This is a genomic window from Mesorhizobium salmacidum (SeqCode) (assembly GCF_037179605.1).
GTDB lineage: Bacteria > Pseudomonadota > Alphaproteobacteria > Rhizobiales > Rhizobiaceae > Mesorhizobium > Mesorhizobium salmacidum.
In genome coordinates this window covers 326,358-346,931 of sequence record NZ_JAPYKS010000003.1, presented here as the reverse complement: position 1 = coordinate 346,931, position 20,574 = coordinate 326,358, and the positions used below count along the sequence as shown (strand labels likewise).

17 protein-coding genes and 1 pseudogene are annotated in these 20,574 nt (G+C 62.8%); 10 read left to right on the top strand and 8 right to left on the bottom strand.

What is annotated here, in order from left to right; translation table 11 throughout:
• The first annotated feature begins 11 nt into the window (after positions 1-11).
• From O7A60_RS06275 to O7A60_RS06230, 10 genes and pseudogenes are all read left to right on the top strand, one after another.
• A pseudogene (locus tag O7A60_RS06275) lies at positions 12-1,522 on the top strand (aldehyde dehydrogenase family protein).
• Positions 1,523-1,580: 58 nt separating this feature from the next.
• A complete protein-coding gene (locus tag O7A60_RS06270) occupies positions 1,581-2,834 on the top strand; it encodes an ABC transporter substrate-binding protein (protein ID WP_337105540.1) in 1,254 nt (417 codons plus the stop codon).
• Between the two features lie 83 nt (positions 2,835-2,917).
• Positions 2,918-3,874, top strand: coding sequence for a carbohydrate ABC transporter permease (locus O7A60_RS06265; protein WP_337105539.1), 957 nt, complete (start codon positions 2,918-2,920; stop codon positions 3,872-3,874).
• Positions 3,871-4,812 carry a carbohydrate ABC transporter permease gene (locus tag O7A60_RS06260; protein ID WP_337105538.1) on the top strand — a complete coding sequence of 314 codons (942 nt, stop codon included), beginning with the start codon at positions 3,871-3,873 and terminating at the stop codon, positions 4,810-4,812. The genes O7A60_RS06265 and O7A60_RS06260 overlap by 4 nt, the downstream gene beginning before the upstream one ends.
• A 4-nt stretch (positions 4,813-4,816) precedes the next feature.
• Entirely contained in the window at positions 4,817-5,932 is a 1,116-nt protein-coding gene (locus tag O7A60_RS06255; RefSeq protein WP_140711924.1) for an ABC transporter ATP-binding protein, read from the top strand.
• Between the two features lie 107 nt (positions 5,933-6,039).
• Positions 6,040-7,557: a GMC family oxidoreductase gene (locus O7A60_RS06250; RefSeq protein WP_337105537.1), complete on the top strand. Its 1,518-nt coding sequence runs from the start codon at positions 6,040-6,042 to the stop codon at positions 7,555-7,557.
• Positions 7,554-8,315 (top strand): 3-ketoacyl-ACP reductase, encoded by a 762-nt coding sequence (locus O7A60_RS06245; RefSeq protein WP_337105536.1) that lies wholly within the window; start codon positions 7,554-7,556, stop codon positions 8,313-8,315. Before O7A60_RS06250 ends, O7A60_RS06245 begins: the two co-directional genes overlap by 4 nt.
• A gap of 34 nt (positions 8,316-8,349) precedes the next feature.
• A complete protein-coding gene (locus O7A60_RS06240) occupies positions 8,350-9,978 on the top strand; it encodes a GMC family oxidoreductase (protein WP_337105535.1) in 1,629 nt (542 codons plus the stop codon).
• 11 nt (positions 9,979-9,989) lie between these two features.
• A complete protein-coding gene (locus O7A60_RS06235) occupies positions 9,990-10,295 on the top strand; it encodes a Dabb family protein (RefSeq protein ID WP_337105534.1) in 306 nt (101 codons plus the stop codon).
• Positions 10,296-10,385: 90 nt separating this feature from the next.
• Entirely contained in the window at positions 10,386-11,603 is a 1,218-nt protein-coding gene (locus O7A60_RS06230) for an MFS transporter (protein WP_337105533.1), read from the top strand.
• 4 nt (positions 11,604-11,607) lie between these two features.
• Here the strand turns inward: O7A60_RS06230 and O7A60_RS06225 are convergent, their stop codons facing one another.
• The 8 genes from O7A60_RS06225 to O7A60_RS06190 form a co-directional block, all read right to left on the bottom strand.
• The gene (locus O7A60_RS06225; protein WP_337105532.1) at positions 11,608-12,453 is read right to left on the bottom strand and encodes an EamA family transporter; all 846 of its coding nucleotides are present in this window, start codon (positions 12,451-12,453) and stop codon (positions 11,608-11,610) included.
• A gap of 7 nt (positions 12,454-12,460) precedes the next feature.
• Complete coding sequence (locus O7A60_RS06220; protein WP_337105531.1) at positions 12,461-13,369, bottom strand: endonuclease/exonuclease/phosphatase family protein; 909 nt, start codon at positions 13,367-13,369, stop codon at positions 12,461-12,463.
• A gap of 116 nt (positions 13,370-13,485) precedes the next feature.
• Entirely contained in the window at positions 13,486-15,039 is a 1,554-nt protein-coding gene (locus tag O7A60_RS06215; RefSeq protein WP_337105530.1) for a cation:proton antiporter, read from the bottom strand.
• 157 nt (positions 15,040-15,196) lie between these two features.
• Positions 15,197-16,261 carry an ABC transporter ATP-binding protein gene (locus O7A60_RS06210; protein ID WP_337105529.1) on the bottom strand — a complete coding sequence of 355 codons (1,065 nt, stop codon included), beginning with the start codon at positions 16,259-16,261 and terminating at the stop codon, positions 15,197-15,199.
• Positions 16,262-16,276: 15 nt separating this feature from the next.
• Complete coding sequence (locus O7A60_RS06205; RefSeq protein WP_337105528.1) at positions 16,277-17,068, bottom strand: ABC transporter permease; 792 nt, start codon at positions 17,066-17,068, stop codon at positions 16,277-16,279.
• Positions 17,065-17,979: an ABC transporter permease gene (locus O7A60_RS06200; RefSeq protein ID WP_337105527.1), complete on the bottom strand. Its 915-nt coding sequence runs from the start codon at positions 17,977-17,979 to the stop codon at positions 17,065-17,067. The genes O7A60_RS06205 and O7A60_RS06200 overlap by 4 nt, the downstream gene beginning before the upstream one ends.
• Positions 17,980-18,041: 62 nt before the next feature.
• Positions 18,042-19,148: an ABC transporter substrate-binding protein gene (locus tag O7A60_RS06195; protein WP_337105526.1), complete on the bottom strand. Its 1,107-nt coding sequence runs from the start codon at positions 19,146-19,148 to the stop codon at positions 18,042-18,044.
• Positions 19,149-19,390: 242 nt separating this feature from the next.
• Positions 19,391-20,563, bottom strand: coding sequence for an iron-containing alcohol dehydrogenase (locus O7A60_RS06190; protein ID WP_027142958.1), 1,173 nt, complete (start codon positions 20,561-20,563; stop codon positions 19,391-19,393).
• Between the last annotated feature and the right edge of the window lie 11 nt (positions 20,564-20,574).

Here is a 20,574-nt window from a genome sequence, read left to right as displayed (position 1 = left end):
GTGGAAATCACATGAATGCACCTCTCAAGATTTCCATGCCTGCCGAGGCCTCCGCGGCTCCCAAGGCATACAAGCTTCTGATCGACGGCAAGCATGTCGATGCCCGCGACGGCCGCATGCTGGAACGCAAGAGCCCCGGTCACGGCTTCACCGTTTACATTATGCCCAGGCAGGTGCCGCCGAAGTGGAAGCCGCGATGCAGGCCGCGCACAGGGCGTTCGAGACCGGTCCCTGGCCGCGCATGAAAGCGGCCGAGCGCGCCGCGATCCTGCTCAAGGCCGCCGACCTGATCGAGGCGCGGCTGGAAGACATCGCCCGGCTGGATGCGCTGGAATCCGGTAAGCCGATCGCCCAGGCGCGCGGCGAGATCGGCGGCGCCGTCGACATCTGGCGCTATGCCGCTTCGCTGGCCCGCACGTTGCACGGTGAAAGCTACGCCAATCTCGGCGACGCCATGCTGGGTGTGGTGCTGCGCGAGCCGATCGGCGTCGTCTCGATCATCACGCCGTGGAACTTCCCGTTTCTCATCGTCAGCCAGAAGCTGCCTTTCGCGCTCGCCGCCGGCTGCACGGCGGTGGTCAAGCCGAGCGAAATGACCTCGGCCTCGACCTTCGTGCTTGGCGACATCCTGCTCGAAGCCGGCGTGCCCGCCGGCGTCGTCAATATCCTCGCCGGTCTCGGCCCCGATGTCGGCGCGCCGATGGTCAGCCATCCCCTGGTGGAGATGGTTTCGTTCACCGGCTCCACCCGCGTCGGCAAGATGACCATGGCGGCGGCCTCGAACTCCCTGAAGAAAGTGTCGATGGAGCTCGGCGGCAAGAACGGCCAGATCGTCTTTCCCGATGCCGATCTCGTGGCGGCGGCCGACGCAGCGGTGTTCGGCGGCTTCTTCAATGCCGGCGAATGCTGCAATGCCGGCAGCCGGCTGATCGTGCATGAGGCGATCGCCGATGATTTCCTGGCCGCGGTGAAGGTGTTGACAGCCAAGGTTACCGTGGGCGATCCGCTCGATGACAGGACCAAGGTCGGCGCGATGATTTCGTCCGACCATCTGGCCAAGGTGACGGATTACGTGGCGGCAGCCGCGAGTGACGGCGGCAGCATCTACAGCGGCGGCGGGCAACTCCCCTCCAATGCCGGCCAATATCTCGACCCGACGATCTTACGCGACGTCACCGAAAACATGGCCGTCGCCCGCGAGGAAGTGTTCGGGCCGGTGCTATCGGTGTTGACTTTTGAATCGATTGAAAGGGCGTTGCACATCGCCAACAACACGCCCTATGGTCTGTCGGCGGGTGTGTGGAGCGCCAGCATCGACACCTGCATGTCGGTGGCGCGGGGCGTGCGTTCGGGGACGGTCTGGGTGAACACGTTCATGGAAGGTTATCCCGAACTGCCGTTCGGCGGCTACAAGCAGTCGGGCCTGGGCCGCGAACTCGGCAAGCGCGCCGTCGAGGACTATACCGAGGAAAAGACAATCCAGTTTCATCGCGGCCAGCGCACCGGTTGGTGGGTCGGCTGAGTTGGGAAGAACCCGGTGGGCTGCCACCGGTCGTGTAATGCAACAAGGGAGGAAGTACATGTTGCGCAAACTGCTTATCGGAACGGCGCTCGCTTCGGGCCTGGCTTTCGCGGCCCATGCCGAGGATGTCAAGGAAGTGCAGATGCTGCATTGGTGGACGTCGGGCGGCGAAGCGGCTGCTCTCAACGTGCTCAAGGGCGATCTGGCCAAGGAAGGCTATGCCTGGAAGGACGTTCCCGTGGCTGGCGGCGGCGGCGATGCCGCCATGACCGCGCTGAAAGCGATGGTCGCGGCCGGCAACTATCCGACCGCCTCGCAGATGCTCGGCTACACCGTGCTCGATTATGCCGCTGCCGGCGTCATGGGCGACCTCACCGAGACGGCGAAGAAGGAAGGCTGGGACAAGTCGGTTCCGGCCGCCCTGCAGAAATTCGCCGTCTATGACGGCAAGTGGGTTGCCGCTCCGGTCAACGTCCACTCGGTCAACTGGCTGTGGATCAACAAGGCGGTGATGGACAAGATCGGCGGCACCGAGCCGAAGACCTTCGACGACTTCGTGGCATTGCTCGACAAGGCCAAGGCGGCCGGCGTCACCCCGCTCGCGCTTGGTGGTCAGAACTGGCAGGAAGCCACCATGTTCGATTCCGTCGTGCTGTCGACCGGCGGGCCGGAGTTCTACAAGAAGGCGATGAACGACCTCGACGACGCTTCGCTCAAGTCCGACACGATGAAGAAGTCGTTCGACAATCTCGCCAAGCTCGTCACCTATGTCGACCCGAACTTCTCGGGCCGCGACTGGAACCTCGCCACCGCCATGGTCATCAAGGGCGATGCGCTGGTGCAGGTCATGGGCGACTGGGCCAAGGGCGAATTCCACGCCGCCAACAAGACCCCGGGCACCGACTTCCTCTGCTATCGCTTCCCGGGCACCGACGGCTCGGTGATCTACAACTCCGACATGTTCGGCATGTTCAACGTCCCGGACGACCGCAAGGCCGCCCAGGTTGCACTCGCCACCGCCACTTTGTCGAAGAGCTTCCAGTCGGCCTTCAACGTCGTCAAGGGTTCGGTTCCGGCCCGCACCGACGTGCCTGACACCGACTTCGACGCTTGCGGCAAGAAGGGTATTGCCGACCTGAAGAAGGCCAATGAAGGCGGCACGCTGTTCGGCTCGCTCGCCCAGGGCTATGGCGCGCCCCCGGCTGTCGCCAATGCCTACAAGGACGTCATCTCCAAATTCGTCCATGGTCAGATCAAGACCTCGGACGAGGCCGTGACCGAACTGGTCAAGGCAATCGACGACGCCAAGTAAGCGTTACGCACGAAAACGCCTTCCCCGCTCCGGCGGGGAAGGCCCCGTGAGGCCGGTCGGCCGGACGCCGATGGGAGGAACCCATGAACACAGTTGCGACAAGCCAGATCAAGCTGACGCCGGAGCATGCCCGCCCGCGCACCTCTGTGCGGTCGCGCCTGCAGGACGCCTTGCCGAAAATCGTGCTGGCGCCGAGCTTCGCCATTACTATCGTTTTCGTCTACGGCTTCATCCTGTGGACGATCTACCTATCCTTCACCAACTCCAAGACCTTCCCGTCCTACGCCATAACGGGCGGGCGCGCCTATCAGCGACTCTGGGGCTGGACCTTCGACACCGATCCGCCATCGAGCTGGTACACGTCGATCACCAATATGGGCATTTTCGGCTTTCTCTACATCTTGATCTGCCTGGCGCTCGGCCTGTTCCTGGCCATCCTGCTCGACCAGAAGATCCGCGGTGAAGGCGTGCTGCGTCCGATCTATCTCTACCCGATGGCGCTCTCCTTCATCGTCACCGGCGTTGCCTGGAAATGGTTCCTCGACCCTGGCCTCGGTCTCGAGCAGACGCTGCATCAATGGGGCTGGACGAGCTTCCATTTCGACTGGATCAAGAACAAGGATTTCGTTATCTACACCGTGGTCATCGCCGGCGTCTGGCAGGCCTCCGGCTTCATCATGGCGATGTTCCTGGCCGGCCTGCGCGGCATTGACGGCGAGATCATGAAAGCGGCGCAGATCGACGGCGCCACCACCTTCCAGCTCTATCGCCGCATCGTCATTCCGCTCTTGCGGCCGATCTTCCTGTCAGCCTTCATCGTGCTCGCGCACCTTGCCATCAAATCTTACGATCTGGTTGTGGCGCTGACCAGCGGTGGCCCCGGCGGCTCGGCCTGGCTGCCGTCCAACTTTATGTATGAATACACCTTCAAGCGCAACGAAATGGCCGTCGGTTCGGCAAGTGCCGTGATCATGCTGATGACCATCGTCGCCATCATCGTGCCCTATCTCTATTCGGAACTCAGGGAGAAGTCGCGATGAGCGCCGTGACCGCTCCCGCCCGCCAGGCCAGCGGCGTCAACGTCAAGGTCGTCAACCGCATCGTCATCTACGGGCTTCTGGCGCTATTCGCGCTGTTCTACCTGATGCCGCTGTTCGTCATGCTGGTGACCTCGTTCAAGACCATGGACGAGATCCAGAACGGCAACATGCTGGCGCTGCCCAAGGCGCCGACCTTCGAGCCCTGGCTGAAGGCATGGGGCGAGACCTGCGTTGGCCTCACCTGCGCCGGCATCAAGGGCTATTTCTGGAACTCCATCAAGATGGTGGTTCCCGCCGTGCTGATCTCGACCATGCTCGGTGCGCTGAACGGCTACGTGCTGACCAAATGGCGTTTCCGCGGCGCGACACTGGTGTTCGGGCTGATGCTGTTTGCCTGCTTCATCCCGTTCCAGTCGGTGCTCTTGCCGATGGCGACGATCCTGGGCAGCCTCGGACGGTTCGGCGTGACGCTGCAGAACACGGTCGGAACCAGCTTCGGCCTCGGCAACCCGACGGTCAACCTGGTGTTCGTCCACGTCGTCTACGGCATCGGCTTCACCACGCTGTTCTTCCGTAATTATTATGAGGCGTTCCCGACCGAACTGGTGAAGGCCGCGCAGGTGGACGGCGCTTCCTTCTTCCAGATCTTCCGGCGCATCATGCTGCCGAACTCGATGCCGATCTTCGTCGTCACCGTCATCTACCAGTTCACCAACATCTGGAACGACTTCCTGTTCGCCTCCGCCTATGCCGGCACAGGTGACGCGATGCCGATGACGGTGGCGCTCAACAATGTCGTCAACACCTCGACCGGCGTCGTCGAATACAACGTCAACATGGCGGCTGCGATGATCGCCGCGCTGCCCACCCTTCTCGTCTATGTGCTCGCCGGCCGCTATTTCGTGCGTGGCCTGATGGCCGGCGCGGTCAAAGGATAACGCAATGGCTTTTCTGGAAATTGATGGTCTGAGGAAGCGTTTCGGCCAGGTCGAGATCCTGAAAGGGATTAACCTCGAGCTTGAAAAGGGCGGCTTTCTGGTGCTGGTCGGTCCGTCCGGCTGCGGCAAGTCCACGCTGCTCAACACCATTGCCGGACTGGAGACGATCACCTCTGGCGATATCCGCGTCGACGGCCGCACCATCACCGATCTTCACCCGTCCAAGCGCGACATCGCCATGGTGTTCCAGAGCTATGCGCTCTACCCCAACATGACGGTGGCCGGGAACATCTCCTTTGGCATGGAGATGCGCGGCGTACCAGCCGAGGAACGCCAGAAGGCGATCGACAAGGTGGCCAAGGTCCTGCAGATCGGCCATCTGCTGCAGCGCAAGCCGAGCCAGCTCTCCGGCGGCCAGCGCCAGCGCGTCGCCATGGGCCGGGCATTGGTACGCGACCCCAAGCTGTTCCTGTTCGACGAGCCGCTGTCCAACCTCGACGCCAAGCTGCGCGTCGACATGCGCATCGAGATCAAGCGCCTGCATGCCACCACGGGCACAACGATCGTCTACGTCACCCACGACCAGATCGAGGCGATGACACTGGCGACCAAGATCGCGGTCATGCGTGACGGCGAGGTGCAGCAATTCGGCACGCCGGCGGAAATCTACAATAACCCGAGCAATGTCTTCGTCGCCGACTTCATGGGGTCGCCGGCAATGAACTTGATCCCGGCGACCATCGGCGGCAATGGCGGCGATCTGGCCGTCGTGCTTGATCGCGAGGCACGCCAGCCGATCACCTTGCCGATGGCCAACGCGCCGGCCGGACTGTCGGCGTTCAAGGGTAAGCCGATCATCTTCGGCGTCCGCCCGGAGGCGCTCACCGATCCGGAAGGCGCGGAACGCAACGCCTCGCAAATCGCCACCGCCGATTGTCATATCGAGGTTGTGGAACCGGCCGGTTCCGACACTTTCGCCGTCACCAATCTCGGTGGCAAGGGCGTGGTGGCGCGGCTGCGCGCCGATGCCAACATCCAGCCGGGCACCAACACGCCGCTGGCCTTCAACCTGACCAAGGCTGTGTTCTTTGATCCGGCGACCGAGAGCCGTATTCGCTGATGCGTGTCGCCCAAAAGTGGATCCGGTTTTGGGGCAACGATATGCATCAAAACAAAAGACCTGAAGCGGGTCGCATGTGTCAATTCAAACGCGGCGCGCTTTAGGCGATGGCAAACCCCGATATCGTCATCATCGGTTCCGGCATCGGCGGCGCCACGATCGCCTCTGGTCTGGCCGGCAGCGGCGCCTCTATCCTGATGCTGGAGCGTGGCGAGCCGCTGCCGGCAACGCCGCACGCGCGCGACACACGCGCCATCTTCGTTGACGGCCATTACCGGCCGAAGGAGATGTGGCGCGAAGCTGGCGGTGCCGCGTTCAACCCAGGTAATTACTACTATGTCGGCGGCAATTCGAAATTCTTCGGCGCGGTGCTGATCCGCTACCGCAAGGAAGACTTTTCCGCCATGGAACACTTTGGCGGCGTCTCGCCGGCATGGCCGTTTTCCTATGACGAATTCGAGCCTTGGTATTCCAGGGCAGAGCAGCTGTTCCGCGTGCGCGGCGCGCTGGGCGAGGATCCAACCGAGCCATTTCATTCGGTTCCCTATGCCTTCAAGCCGGTGCCCGACGAGGCGCCGATCGCGCGCGCCCGTGCCGAACTCAAGGGGCTCGGGCTGCATCCGGCCTCCCTGCCGCTCGGCGTCGACATCGACACCTGGCTGAAGGAGGGCAGGACCGGCTGGGACGCTTTTCCCAATACCGGCCAGGGTAAGGTCGACGCGCAGACCGGACCGCTGACGGCGGCCCTGACCGACCAGAACATCAAGCTCGAGACCGGCGCCTATGTCGAATATCTCGAGACAGCCCCGGACGGCAAAACCATCTCGGCCGTTCACTACCGCCAGAACGGCGAGCCGAGGAAAGTCGCGCCGAAGCTGGTGATCCTGTCGGCCGGCGCGGTCAATTCAGCGGTCATCCTGCTGCGCTCGCCCTCACCCGGTAATGGCAAGGGGGGCGGCAACGGCCTGGCCAACCGCTCCGACCAGGTCGGCCGCAACTTCATGAATCACAATTCGAGCGCCATGCTGGCGATCGATCCGCGCCGCAGGAACGATGCCGTCTACCAGAAGACCCTGATGCTGAACGACTACTATCTCACGGACGGCAAGGGCGGAAAACCGCTCGGCAATGTCCAGCTTCTCGGCAAGATCGACGGCAACATGCTCAAGGCCAATGTGAAACGGCTGCCGAAATTCGCGCTCGACTTCATGGCCGGCCATGCCATCGACTGGTATCTGATGTGCGAAGACCTGCCCGATCCCGAAAGCCGCATCATGGTCGACGGCAAGGACATCGTCATGCAATGGCGACGCTCCAACATGCAGTCGCTCGACGGGCTGACCAAGGTGATGCGCGCGAATTTCCGCGCCTGCGGTTATCCCATCGTGCTGTCGCGCCCGTTCGACAAGCGCACGCCCTCGCACCAGTGCGGCACGGTCAAAATGGGCGATGATCCGGCGACGTCGCCGCTCGATCCGTTCTGTCGCGCCTTCGATCACCGGAACCTCTTCGTCGTCGACGCCAGTTTCCTGCCGAACTCGGCGGCCGTGAACCCGGCGCTGTCGATCGCCGCCCAAGCGCTGCGGGTAGCCGAACACATCCGCAAAACAGAGCTTGCCGCATGACCCGCCCGGCGGCCATCGTCACCGGCGGCGCGCGCGGCATCGGCCTTGCCTGCGCCGAGGCGCTGGCCGACGCCGGATTCGACATTCTCGTCGCTGACCTTGCCAAAACAGCCGCAGGCGAGCTCGCCGCTGACATCACCGCGCGCGGCGCGAAGTTTGCCTATGTCGGCTGCGACATCGCCGACCTTTCCACCCATGCTTCCCTCGTCGACGCCGCCATGCGCGCCTTCGGCCGCATCGATTGCCTGGTCAACAATGCAGGTGTCGGCGCCGTGGTGCGGGGCGACCTCCTCGACCTCAAACCCGATAATTTCGACCGTGCGCTCGGCGTCAACCTGCGTGGCACCGTCTTCCTCACCCAGGCTGTCGCCAAGGTGATGCTCCGCCAGCCGGGCGATCATGCGAAATCGATCATCACCATCACCTCGGTCAGCGCCGAGATGGCCTCTCCGGAACGCTCCGAATATTGCATGTCGAAGGCAGCGCTTTCCATGTGGGTGAAGAACCTGGCGCTCAGGCTCGCCCCGGAAAACATCGGCGTGTTCGAGCTGCGGCCGGGCATCATCCGCACCGACATGACGGCAGGCGTGAGTGCCAAATACGACGCGCTGATCGACGGCGGCCTGGTGCCGGCGAAACGCTGGGGCGAAGCCTCCGATATTGGTGCCATGGTGGCGGCGCTCGCTGCCGGCAGACTGGGTTTTTCGACCGGCTCGATCATCAATGTCGACGGCGCGCTCTCCGTGCCCCGGCTGTGAACGGATAAGACACGGATAAGACACGGATAAGACAATGACCGACTACATCATCGTGGGCGCCGGTCCGGCCGGCTGCGTGCTGGCCAACCGGCTAAGCGAGGATCCCTCCAATTCCGTGCTGCTGCTCGAAGCCGGCGGCAAGGACTGGCACCCCTATATCCACATGCCGGCGGGTTTCGCCAAGATGACCAAGGGCATCGCCTCCTGGGGCTGGTCGACCGTGCCGCAGAAACACATGAACGACCGCGTCTTCTGGTACACGCAGGCCAAGGTGGTCGGCGGCGGTTCTTCCATCAACGCCCAGATTTACACGCGCGGCAATGCCCGCGACTACGACGCGTGGGAGAAGGAAGAAGGGCTGGCCGGCTGGGGCTATCGCGACGTACTGCCCTATTTTAAGCGCGCCGAGAACAATCAGCGTTACGCCAACGATTTTCACGGCGACCAGGGCCCGCTCGGCGTCTCCAACCCGATCTCGCCGCTGCCGATCTGCGAGGCCTATTTCCGCGCCGGCCAGGAGATGGGCATTCCTTTCAACCCGGATTTCAACGGCGCCAGCCAGGAAGGCGTCGGCTACTACCAGCTCACCCAGAAGGACGCCCGCCGGTCCTCCGCTTCGGTGGCCTATCTCAAGCCGATCCGCGACCGGAAGAATCTCATTGTCCGGACCGATGTGCTGGTCACCCGCATCGTCGTCGAGAACGGCCGTGCCATCGGCGTCGAGGTGGTCGACAGGCCGGGCGGCCAGACAACAATCCTGCATGCCGACCGCGAGGTGATCGTCTCGTCCGGCGCCGTCGGTTCGCCGAAGCTTCTGATGCAGTCGGGCATCGGCCCGGCCGACCACCTGAAATCGGTCGGCATCACGCCGGTACACGATCTGCCAGGCGTCGGCTCCAACATGCAGGATCATCTCGACCTGTTCGTCATCGCCGAATGCACAGGCGATCACACCTACGACAATTACGCCAAGCTCCACCGCACGGCCTGGGCCGGCCTGCAATATCTGCTGCTGAAGAACGGACCGGTGGCTTCCAGCCTGTTCGAGACCGGCGGCTTCTGGTACGCGGATCCGACCGCCGCCTCGCCCGACATCCAGTTCCATCTGGGTCTCGGCTCCGGCATCGAGGCCGGCGTCGAGAAGCTGAAAAACCCGGGCGTCACCTTGAACTCGGCTTTCCTGCGGCCGCGCTCGCGTGGAACGGTGCGGCTGAAAAGCGCCGATCCAGCCGACCATCCGCTGATCGATCCGAACTACTGGTCCGATCCCTATGACCGCGCCATGTCGCTGAAGGGGCTGCGGCTGGCGCGAGAGATCATGCGGCAGAAGGCACTTGCCCCCTACGTGCTGCGCGAGGTGCTGCCCGGTCCGTCGCTCGCCAGTGATGACGAGTTGATCGACTATGCCTGCCGCACGTCCAAGACCGACCACCATCCCGTCGGCACCTGCCGCATGGGCCATGACGAGATGGCGGTGGTGACGCCGGATCTCAAGCTGCGCGGTATAGAGGGCTTGCGCGTCTGCGACGCATCGGTGATGCCGCGTGTGCCTTCTTCCAACACCAACGCGCCGACCATCATGGTTGGCGAAAAGGGCGCTGATCTGATCCTTGGCCGCGAGCCGCTGGCGCCGGCGGTGTTTTCCGGCAATCGTGCTGCTTAGGGAGTGGCAAAATGATCAGGCACTGTGTTTTCGCAAGATTTCGTAGTGATGTGTCCCCGGCCGAGCGCACGGCTATCCGCGCCGACCTCGAAGCGTTGCGGCAGGTGATCGAAGGCATGGACAGCGCCAATGTCAGTCCGGAGCCCTTCGCGCGGGGTTTCAGCCATGGCTTCACCATCGATTTCCGCGATGCGGCGGCGCGCGACGCCTATCTCGTCCATGAGGCGCATCAGCGTGCCGGCGCCCGGCTGGTCGCGGCCCTCGAAGGCGGCACCGACGGATTGATGGTCTTCGACCTCGATCTTACGAAAAAGTGAACCGCCGGCCTTTCGAAAGCCGCCCGATCGCTGTTCTCTTTTGCCGACAAGGCGACATATCGTTCCTTTGGGGGCACAAAGGAGGACGCCTTGAACCTCACCGCCGAGCAGAAGAAAACCGTTCTGGCGTCATTTCTGGGCTGGACGCTCGATGCTTTTGATTTCTTCCTTCTGACCTTTCTACTCACCGATATTGCGGCTGAGTTCCAGACCGATGTCCCCGCGGTGTCGAAGGCTCTGTTCCTGACCTTGGCGACCCGCTTCATCGGCGCGTTCTTCTTTGGCATGCTTGCCGACAAATACGGTCGCAAGCCGATCTTGATGCTCAACATCGTCAGCTACTCGGTGATCGGGGCGCTGGCTGCTTTCTCTCCCAATCTCGGCATCTTCCTGGCGCTACGCGCCCTGTTCGGCATCGCCATGGGCGGCGAATGGGGCCTCGGCTCCTCGCTTGCCATGGAATCCATACCGCCGCGGGCACGCGGCATGGTCTCGGGTATCCTGCAATGCGGTTATCCCGCCGGTTACCTCCTGGCGGCGGTGGTCTATGGGCTGCTCTACGGACAGAAGGTCGGCGACTTCGTCCTCGGCTGGCGCTTCATGTTCCTGCTGAGCTTCATACCGGCGCTGATGGTGCTGTTCATCCGCTCGCACGTGCCGGAATCGCCCCCCTTCGTCGAGGCACAAAAGCAGGTCAGACCGGGGTTGCTGGAAACGCTGCGGAAGCACTGGCGCGTCGCGCTCTATGCCGTGGTGCTGATGATGTTCTTCAACTTCTTCAGCCATGGCACGCAGGACCTCTACCCGACCTTCCTGAAGAAACAACATGGCTTTGATCCGCATACGGTGAGCTGGATCACCATCGTCGCCAATATCGGCGCCATTGTCGGCGGCCTGGCGTTTGGCGCGCTGTCGGAGAAGATCGGCCGCATCAACGCCATTACCCTCGCATGCATCATCGCCCTGCCGGCGATCCCACTATGGGCCTACAGCTCCACGCCCTTCATGCTGGCCATTGGCGCCTTCATCATACAGGTCGCGGTCCAGGGTGCCTGGGGTGTCATCCCGGTTCACCTCAATGAGCTTTCGCCCGGCGCGGTGCGCGCCACCTTGCCCGGCTTCATATACCAGGCCGGCAATCTCGCCGCCTCCTACGGCGGTCCGTATCAAGCGGGGATCGCGGAAGCGCCCGGCGGCAGTTATGGTTATGCGCTGGCGCTATTTGCCGGCGTGGTCGCCGTCTGCATCATCGTGGTCATCCGCTTCAGTCCGGAGCGGCGCGGTCAGGTAATGACGGTGCTGGGTTGAAACGTCAGCCCATCCTCAGCGCGATGACGCCTGCGACGATGCTGAGCGCGGCGGCACCGCGCCAGCCCGTCATCTTCTCGCCGAGCGCGTAGACCGAAATCATCATGGCGAACAGGATCGAGGTTTCGCGCAGTGACGCGACCGAGGCGATCGGCGCCTTGGTCATCGCCCACATCACGATCCAGTAGGCGGCGCCGGAAAGCACGCCGGTGAACAGCCCGGTCTTCCAGTCGCGCGCCAACACCGGAAGCGCCTTGGATCCTCGGAAAACGAGGCAGAGCACCAGCGCCCCAAGCGCATCGCAGATGAACAGCCAGGCGGCATAGCTTTGCGCGGTCGCGGCCAGCCGCGCGCCGCTGCCGTCGGATAGCGTGTAGCTGGCAATGAAGATCGACGTGCCCAGCGCAAATGCGACCGCGCGCAGGTTCAGCTTCTCCAGATGCGCCCCGCCGCGAAACGACATTACCAGCGTTCCGGCCGACAACAGCAGGATGCCCACGATGGCGAGCGGCGCCGGCACCTCGGCGACGACGAACATCCCGCCAATCGCGGCCAGCAGAGGTGCCGTTCCGCGTGCCAACGGATAGGTCTGGGCGAAATCGCCGGCCTGGTAGGCGCCGATCAGGAAGGTGCGGTAGCCCATGTGGAAGATCACCGAAGCGGTGATGTAGGGCCAGACTTCCGCCTTGGGCACCTCGACGAAAGGCAGCACCACGAGGCCAGCGACCCCCATGCCGAACGTCATCAAAGTGATCGACAGGAAGCGGTCGAGATGCACCTTGACCAGCGCGTTCCAGATCGCGTGCATGGCGGCCGCGGCAAGCACCGCGAAGAAGACGAAAAGCGTCATATGGAGCTCATCGACCTCCGGAGCCGAAGGGCGTTTCGAGATCGATGTCGACCCGGACGGGGAAGTGATCGGAAGCAAGCTCGCCGATATCGGCGCCGACCGAGCGCACACGCCCGGCCAACATGCCGCCGACAAAGCAATGGTCAAGACGGCGCTTTGCCAGTCTGCCGTCGATGATCTTCTCATGCGTATGGAAATCACCAGCCGGTTCAACCGCCACGGCGGCGGCATCGACGAAGCCGTCGAGATAGGCTGCTCCACGATGATATGGCGTGCTGCCGACGATGCGCCGGTACTCGGCCCTGCCGGGTTCCATGTTGAAGTCGCCCAGCCAGATCGCCGCCGGCGGATTTTCCGGCTCGACTTCCCCATGTGTCCAGTTACGCGAAGGTTCGTCGTCCGCGCCGCTCCACGGCCCGCCTTCCACCGGCGCCCGGCGATGCTGCGCCAAGAGATAGTCGATCTGGTCCAGCCGCTCTTCCGCGGCGATGTGCGCGAGATGCAGCGAAAGCACCCTGACCGGTCCGGCCGGCGTGCGGATCATGCATTCGAGCGCGGCGTTGCGGGTGTTGAGCGGCCGCAAGGTACGGCGCATCGGCAGCGCATGCAGCCGCGACCAGACGATCGGCAGCTTCGACAGGACCATGGTGCCGAATTGCCGGCGGCGGTTGACCAGACGGCCGTCCCGCCATTCGCTGGCATCCATGTCGAAGGCCGGGCCATACACCCAGTGATAATCAGGCAGAAGCCGTGAAAGCAGCTCCGGCTGGTCATCGAAATTGCTGCGCTGCCAGTGCCGCTCGACCTCCTGCAAGGCGATGATGTCGGCGCCGGCAATCATGCGCGCGGCGCGCGAAAGATCGTAGCGCCCGTCGCTGCCGAACCCGTACTGGATGTTGTAGCTGACCAGCTTCATTGCTTATCCGGCTCACTTCCCGGTGTTGGCAGTAACGGTTCGGTCGATCGCTTGCAATGTGCAGGAGGACGGACGGGGCTTGGGCCAGCAGGGCGGCAGTCGAGACGCGGCATCTGCTAGTCGGTGGTCAGCGGCTGGAACCGGCCTGCCGGCGACGCCGCCAGTTCCGCCCAGTCGATCTCTTCCTCCAGCCGGTGATAGGCTTCATCGCCGATCGTGCCGTTGCTGCGCAGTTCTTCCAGCGTGTCGCGCTGGCGGTTGATGGCGTAGAGCCGCAGCCGGTCGTATTCGGTCGCCGCCTGCGCGTCCTCCGGGTTTTCCGCGACCACGCGCTGAGCCTCGTATTGTTCGCGCACGACGGCCGCCGCGGCCGACGTCTTGCGGCTCAACACATCAAGGGCGGCCTGCATGATGGCAACCCGCGCCTGAGCCACTTCGCGATCGACACTCGTGTCCCGTTCGAAGTTGAGTATCCGCAGCAAGGGCTTCAAGGTCATGCCTTGCAACACCAGCGTGCCCAGAACCACCGCGAAGGCGGCAAGCACGATCGGGTCGCGGCCGGGAAAGCCGGCCGGCAGGGCAATGGCCACCACCAGCGTCACCAACCCCCGCATGCCGCACCAGCCGACCAGCACGGCGCCGCGAAATGTCGGCGCTTCTCGCCTTCTGTCTTCGCCGCCGAAACGGGCGAACCATCTGATGATCGCAACGTAACTCGCCACCCAGACGAGGCGTGCCAGAATGACGACAACCAGCACCGTCGCGGCAAAGACAAAGGCTCCGCCCTGCCCATCGCCGGAGAGCCGGCCGACGATAGAGCGTGCTTGCAGCCCCATGAGCACGAAAGCCAGCACGTTGAGCACGAACACCGCCGATTCCCAGACTGAATAGGTGCTGACGCGACGTCTCGCCGACATGCGGCGCGGCGCACTGCGCGCAATGGTGATGGCATAGACGACGATTGTGATGATGGCGGAAAGACCGAGCCTGTCGGCCAGGATCCACACCCCGAATGTCCCGGCGAACTGCACCACGGTGCTGCTTGCGGCGTCGTCGATCCGGCTAAGTGTAAGCAGCGAGACACGGCCAAGCACATAACCCGCGGCCAAACTGCCAATCGTCGACAGCAAGATCACCGGAATGGCGTTGCTCAGCAGGATCGAACCGAGCGCGGCCGAAACCGCCAACCGGTAGATCAGCAGCGCGGTGGCATCGTTGAGCAGGCTCTCGCCCTGCAGGATGGCGGTGAGGCGGTACGGCACCTTGAACTGGCCGAGCACGGCGCTGGCCGCCACGGCATCCGGCGGCGCGACGATGGCGCCAAGCGCGACCGCCGCCGCGATCGGCAGCCCGGCCATTTTCCAGCCGACAAAGGCAACGACTAGGGTGGTGAAGACCACGGCGCCGAGCGCCAGCAGCACCAGCGACAGCCTGTAGCGCTTCAGGTCGCGCAGCGACGTGTCATAGGCGGCATCGAGCAGCACCGGCGCGATGAACAGGGCAAGCGCCAGCTCCGGATCGATCTCGATCACTGGCGCACCGGGTACAAAGGCAATCGCGACGCCGGCCAGGGCCAGAAGGGACGGATAGGGAATCTCCAGCCGACGCGACAGCGCCGTCAGCGCGACGGCGGTCAAAAGCAGGATAAGCGTCAGTTCGAAAAGGGCCATGCGCTATCGTAGCGGCCGAATGAAACGATTGGCAGTGCCAAAGTCATGGCCGTGAAACAACGGGGTGACACCTCCGGTACCGGTTGTGTCGCCGCGGGCACGAGGAATCCGGATCGCTGGAGCACCCGTTCGGGAGCGCCAACCGACCGTGGAGTACCTAGTGCAACACCAGCATATCGCTCGACGAAAACGAAATCTCCGCCTTTTCACCGACCGCGGGCGGCGGCGTCGCCGGGCTGTTGAATGTGTCGAGCGACACCGTGTTGCCGCCGATGCCGACGCGAACACGGATCACCGAGCCGAGGAAGTGTACTTCGGAAATCTCGCCCGAAAGACTGGAATCACGGCCGGGCTGGCGACCAAGCGAAATTGCCTCGGGCCGCAGCGCCAGCGACAGCATGTCGCCGGACTTCGAGCCGTTGAGCTTGCCCTTGAGCGAGACTTCCTGCGTGTTGACCTGCACCGTGCCGGATGCGGCGTCAGTGACCTTGCCTTCGAGCACGTTCAGCGTGCCAACGAAATTGGCGACGAATTTGGTTGCCGGCCGGTTGTAGATCTCGAACGGTGTGCCGACCTGCTCGGCCTTGCCGCCATACATGACGGCGATGCGGTCGGAGATGGACAGCGCCTCTTCCTGGTCATGGGTGACGAAGATAGTGGTGATGCCGAGCTTCTTCTGGATCGAGCGGATTTCCTCGCGCAGCGACACACGTACCTTGGCGTCGAGCGCCGACAGCGGCTCGTCGAGGAGCAACAGCTTCGGTTTCGGCGCGATCGCACGCGCCAGCGCAATGCGCTGCTGCTGGCCGCCGGAGAGCTGGTAGGGGTAGCGGTCCGCCATCTGCGGCAGCTTGATCATATCGAGCATCTCGGCGACGCGGGCATCGATATCCGCCCTGGGCATGCCGGCGACCCTCAGGCCGAAGCCGATGTTCTGCGCCACGGTTAGGTTCGGGAACAGCGCATAGGCCTGGAACACCATGCCGACATTGCGCTGGTTGGGCTTCAACCGGGTGATGTCCTTGCCGGCTACGACGATCTTGCCGGCTGATGGCTCCTCGAAGCCGGCTACCATGCGCAGCACAGTGGTTTTGCCACAGCCGGACGGCCCAAGAAACGAGACGAATTCACCCGGCTCGACGTCGAGATTGAAGTCCTCCACCACCGTGGTGGCGCCGAAGGATTTTCGGACGTGCTGGATGGAAAGGAATGGCTCGGCCATGGTTCTTTCTTTCAATCAATTCGGGCGGTTGGCGGACTTCGGCGCAAACCGCGACAGGACCTGGATCAGCGACATGCAACCCCAGGTGATTACGAAAGCAATAATGGACAGCGCTGCCGGTTCATAGGCTCGGTTGGCAACCAGGTTCTGCAAATAAGGACCGAAAGCGGGCCGATTGAGCAGACTTGCCATGGTGAACTCGCCGATGACGATCGCGAACGTCAGGAAGGCGCCGGAGAGCACGGCGATCAACACGTTGGGAAGGATCACGCGGGTGACGATCGTACCCCAGCCGGCGCCGAGGATCTGGGCAGCTTCCGTCAGCGTCCGAACGTCGATGGTACGAAGGCCGGTGTCGACTGCTCTGTACATATAGGGCAGCGCCAGCGCCGCGTAGCCGATGACCAGCAGAGCATTTGTGGCTGTATTGTTAGACAGGAACGGCAGGGGCGAATTCGAGCCGTACATCCTGATATAGCCGAAAACGATGACGATGGCCGGTATGACCAGCGGCAACAAGGTGATGAACTCGACCACCGGGCGAAGCTGGGGCAGACGCAGCCGGATCCAATAGGCGGTGGGCACAACGATCAGCACACCAAGAAGGATGGTGAAGACCGCCACGATCACCGAATACATGAAAGTTGTCTGGAACTGGCTATCGCCGAGCACGACCTTGTAGGCGTCGAAGGAATAGACGCCGCGACGCATGCGCAGCGAAAACTCGATCGTCGCTATGAGCGGTATGAAGAAATAGGCCGCGCCGAGGATGAAGACGACCCAGGCCCAGAATTTGCCAGCCTTCATTTGAGCCACCTCTCGGAACGGGACCGGAACCAGATGTAGAAGATGTTGGCCAGCCCGGTGATGAAGATCATGCCGAACGCAATCGCATAGCCGAGGTGGGCATTGTGCAGCACATCGCCGCGTATCTGCGCGTAGAGCAGGATGGGCACGATGTTGAGCGAAGAGCCCGTTAGCGCATAGGCGGTGGCGATGGCGCCGAAGGCGTTGGCGAAAAGCAAGATCACGGTGCCCAGGAAACTCGGCCATAGCACGGGTATCACAACCATCCGCCAGTACTGCGACTGTGTCGCGCCGAGCGTCGCTGCGGCCTCGCCCCATTCCTTCTTCAGCCCGTCGATCGCCGGCACGATGATGACCACCATGAGCGGGATCTGGAAGTAGACATAGGTGAGCGTCAGCCCCCAGAACGACAGTAGGTTGAAACCATGCGCATAGAGATTCAGCCCAACCAGTGTATTGAGCAGAACGGTAACCAGCCCAAGGCGGCCAAGCGTGGCGATGAAAGCAAAGGCAAGCGGCACGCCGGCGAAATTGGAAGCCACCCCGGAAAAGGTCAGCGTTGCCGACCGTATCCAGTTCGGCAGACCGCCGCGCACGATGGCAATCGCTATGGCCAAGCCTGCAAAGGCGCCGATCAGCGACGAGGCCAGGCTTACCTTGATCGATATCCAATAGGCGGCAACGATGTTCGCCTGCGACAACGCGAAGATGTTATCCAGCGTGAATTCGCCTGCATCGTTCTGGAATGCGCCGAGCATCAGGTAGAGCGTCGGCAAAATCAGAAACATGATGGCGAAAATGAAGAACGGCGTCACCCCGAGCCACTGCGTCGGAAACCGCAAGGCGCGCGCTTCTCCTGGGGGCGCGGTCTTTCCCGCAATGGCCTGACTGGAAAGCGTAAGATCGGTCATGCGCCGGCTACCGTCTTCGAGGAAAGACCGGGCGGCCACGTGGCCGCCCGGTGAATTTCAAGTTACTTGACGTTGGCGCCGACGACAGCGTCCCAGTTCTTGGTGATGGCTTCCTTGGCCTTGCCCTGTTGGTCGAGCGTCGGGAACGCGGCGGCGGCATAGGATTCCGCCGGCGGCAGCTTGCCCAGCACGTCAGCCGGGACCTTGCCGTTCTTGGCAAGATCGTTGAAGCGGATCGGGTGGCAATAGCCTTTCAGCCAGCCGATCTGCCCCTCGTCCGAATAGAGGTATTCCATCCACAGCTTGGCTGCATTCGGATGCGGCGCGAAAGCGCTGATCGCCTGCACGTATACACCGGCGACAACGCCGGTCTTCGGCACGATGACGTCGACGGGCGGGTTGCCCTTCAGCGTGTCGCGGCCCGAAAGCGCGTTGTAGTCCCAGGTGACGAGGATCGGCGTCTGGCCCTGGGCGAGCGTCGCCGTCTTGCCGATGACCGGCACGAAATTGCCGGCGGCGTTGAGCTTCTTGAAGAAGTCGAGGCCAGCGGTGCCGGCGGCTTCGCCAGCTGCCGCACCACCGGAAAGGCCGGCGGCGTAGACGGCCTGAATGGCCTGGTTCGAAGCGCGCGGATCACCGGCAAGGGCGACCGAGTTGGCGAATTCCGGCTTCAGCAGGTCGGCCCAGTCGGTCGGAGCTTCCTTGACCAGATCCTTGTTCACTTCGAAGGCGAGCACACCGTAATAATCGCCATACCAGGCGCCATCGGCATCCTTGGCGCTGTCCGGGATCGAGTCCCAGGTCGACACCTTGTAGGGCATCAACAGGCCGTCGGCCTTGGCGGTCGGGCCGAAGGACAGGCCGACGTCGATGACATCAGGAGCCTGCGGGCCCTTGTTGTCCTTGTTGGCCTTGATCGCCTCGACTTCATCGCCGGAACCGGCGTCGGGGTTGAGTTCGTTGACGGTGATTTCCGGATATTTCGCCTTGAAACCGGCAATGACGTCGCCGTAGCCGCACCAGTCATGCGGCAAAGCGATCGTGGTGAGCTGGCCTTCGGATTTGGCGGCCTTGATGAGATCGTCCATCGAAGCGGCGGACGAAATCACCGACGACACCATGAGGGTCGCGGCCGAAAGGGAAAGTACTTTCCCCGTGAATTTGAACATGTGTTCTCTCCATTGAACTGACGCCGTTGGACGTCTGCGATGCGGTATAGTTTCCGTGTGACAGCCAGATGAAAGCTTTGTGAAACCAGCGCCTCGCAGTGTGAAAAGTTAACTCTTTTTAACGGGCTGTAGCAATTAGCCATCACTTAATTTTCCGGCTAATCATTAATACGCCCTATATTGCCCCTTCCCCTTTCCTTTCCCCTCGTTTCCCGATCAACTTCCGCACCCCGGAACCAGCCTCAGACCGTCCCGGCGATAGCGTTTTCGAGCAGTGTCAGCGCCGCCTTCTTGGTCAGCTTGACGGGATTGCCGCCGGCAGTCGGATCGACCACCGCCATGTCCGCGATCAGCGCCTTGCGCTTCTTGTCCATGTCGAGCCCCTTGATCAGGCCCGGCAGCGCGTGCGGCACCTTCAATTCCTTGCGCAGTTTGATGATTGCCTTTGCGAAGCCGTCGAAGCCGCCCTTGATGCCGCAATAGGCGGCAAGCCTGGCAATACGCTCCTCGATGGAGTCCCGGTTGAAGGCCAGCACGTAAGGCATGAACACGGCATTGGTCATACCGTGATGGGTGTCGTAGAGCGCGCCGATCGGATGCGACAGCGAGTGGATGGCGCCCAGTCCCTTCTGAAAGGCGGCAGCACCCATGGCGGCTGCACTCATCATATGGGCGCGGGCGACGAGGTCCCCACCGTTGGCATAAGCCTTCGGCAGGTTCTCGAACACCAGGCGCACGCCTTCCACGGCAATGCCATCGGCCATGGGATGATACCCTGGTGCGCAATAGGCTTCGAGGCAATGGGCGAGCGCGTCCATGCCGGTACCGGCGGTGATGAAGCCCGGCATGCCGACCGACAGTTCCGGATCGGCAATGACGATCGCCGGCAAAAGTTTCGGGTGGAAGATGACCTTCTTGGTATGGGTCGCCTCATTGGTGATGACACCGGCGCGACCGACCTCCGAGCCGGTGCCTGCAGTGGTCGGCACGGCGATGATCGGGGCGATCGCATCGGAGTCGGCGCGCGTCCACCAGTCGCCGACGTCCTCGAAATCCCAGACCGGCCGCGTCTGGCCGGCCTGAAAAGCGATCAGCTTGCCGAGGTCGAGCGCCGAGCCGCCGCCGAAAGCGATGACGCCGTCATGCTTGCCCTTCTTGAACACCGCGATGCCGGCGGTGAGGTTGGAATCCACCGGGTTCGGCTTCACCTCGGAGAATACGCCATAGGGCACCTTGGCCTCATCGAGAATCCTGAGTGTCGAGGCGACGACCGGCAGTTTCGCCAGGCCCGGATCGGTCACGAAAAGCGGCCGCTTGATGCCGGTGGCCGCGAGCACCTCCGGCAATTCCTTGATGCGCCCGGCGCCGAAGCGGACGGTGGTGGGATAGTTCCATTTGGAGATGAGCTTGGACATTGCTTGTCTTT

Coding starts and splice junctions, on each gene's coding strand:
- O7A60_RS06215 (WP_337105530.1), bottom strand. CDS start 15,039: ATGGCCCTTTTCGAACTGACGCTTATCCTGCTTTTGACCGCCGTCGCG.
- O7A60_RS06250 (WP_337105537.1), top strand. CDS start 6,040: ATGGCAAACCCCGATATCGTCATCATCGGTTCCGGCATCGGCGGCGCC.
- O7A60_RS06240 (WP_337105535.1), top strand. CDS start 8,350: ATGACCGACTACATCATCGTGGGCGCCGGTCCGGCCGGCTGCGTGCTG.
- O7A60_RS06235 (WP_337105534.1), top strand. CDS start 9,990: ATGATCAGGCACTGTGTTTTCGCAAGATTTCGTAGTGATGTGTCCCCG.
- O7A60_RS06190 (WP_027142958.1), bottom strand. CDS start 20,563: ATGTCCAAGCTCATCTCCAAATGGAACTATCCCACCACCGTCCGCTTC.
- O7A60_RS06265 (WP_337105539.1), top strand. CDS start 2,918: ATGAACACAGTTGCGACAAGCCAGATCAAGCTGACGCCGGAGCATGCC.
- O7A60_RS06220 (WP_337105531.1), bottom strand. CDS start 13,369: ATGAAGCTGGTCAGCTACAACATCCAGTACGGGTTCGGCAGCGACGGG.
- O7A60_RS06195 (WP_337105526.1), bottom strand. CDS start 19,148: ATGTTCAAATTCACGGGGAAAGTACTTTCCCTTTCGGCCGCGACCCTC.
- O7A60_RS06210 (WP_337105529.1), bottom strand. CDS start 16,261: ATGGCCGAGCCATTCCTTTCCATCCAGCACGTCCGAAAATCCTTCGGC.
- O7A60_RS06255 (WP_140711924.1), top strand. CDS start 4,817: ATGGCTTTTCTGGAAATTGATGGTCTGAGGAAGCGTTTCGGCCAGGTC.
- O7A60_RS06200 (WP_337105527.1), bottom strand. CDS start 17,979: ATGACCGATCTTACGCTTTCCAGTCAGGCCATTGCGGGAAAGACCGCG.
- O7A60_RS06260 (WP_337105538.1), top strand. CDS start 3,871: ATGAGCGCCGTGACCGCTCCCGCCCGCCAGGCCAGCGGCGTCAACGTC.
- O7A60_RS06270 (WP_337105540.1), top strand. CDS start 1,581: ATGTTGCGCAAACTGCTTATCGGAACGGCGCTCGCTTCGGGCCTGGCT.
- O7A60_RS06245 (WP_337105536.1), top strand. CDS start 7,554: ATGACCCGCCCGGCGGCCATCGTCACCGGCGGCGCGCGCGGCATCGGC.
- O7A60_RS06225 (WP_337105532.1), bottom strand. CDS start 12,453: ATGACGCTTTTCGTCTTCTTCGCGGTGCTTGCCGCGGCCGCCATGCAC.
- O7A60_RS06205 (WP_337105528.1), bottom strand. CDS start 17,068: ATGAAGGCTGGCAAATTCTGGGCCTGGGTCGTCTTCATCCTCGGCGCG.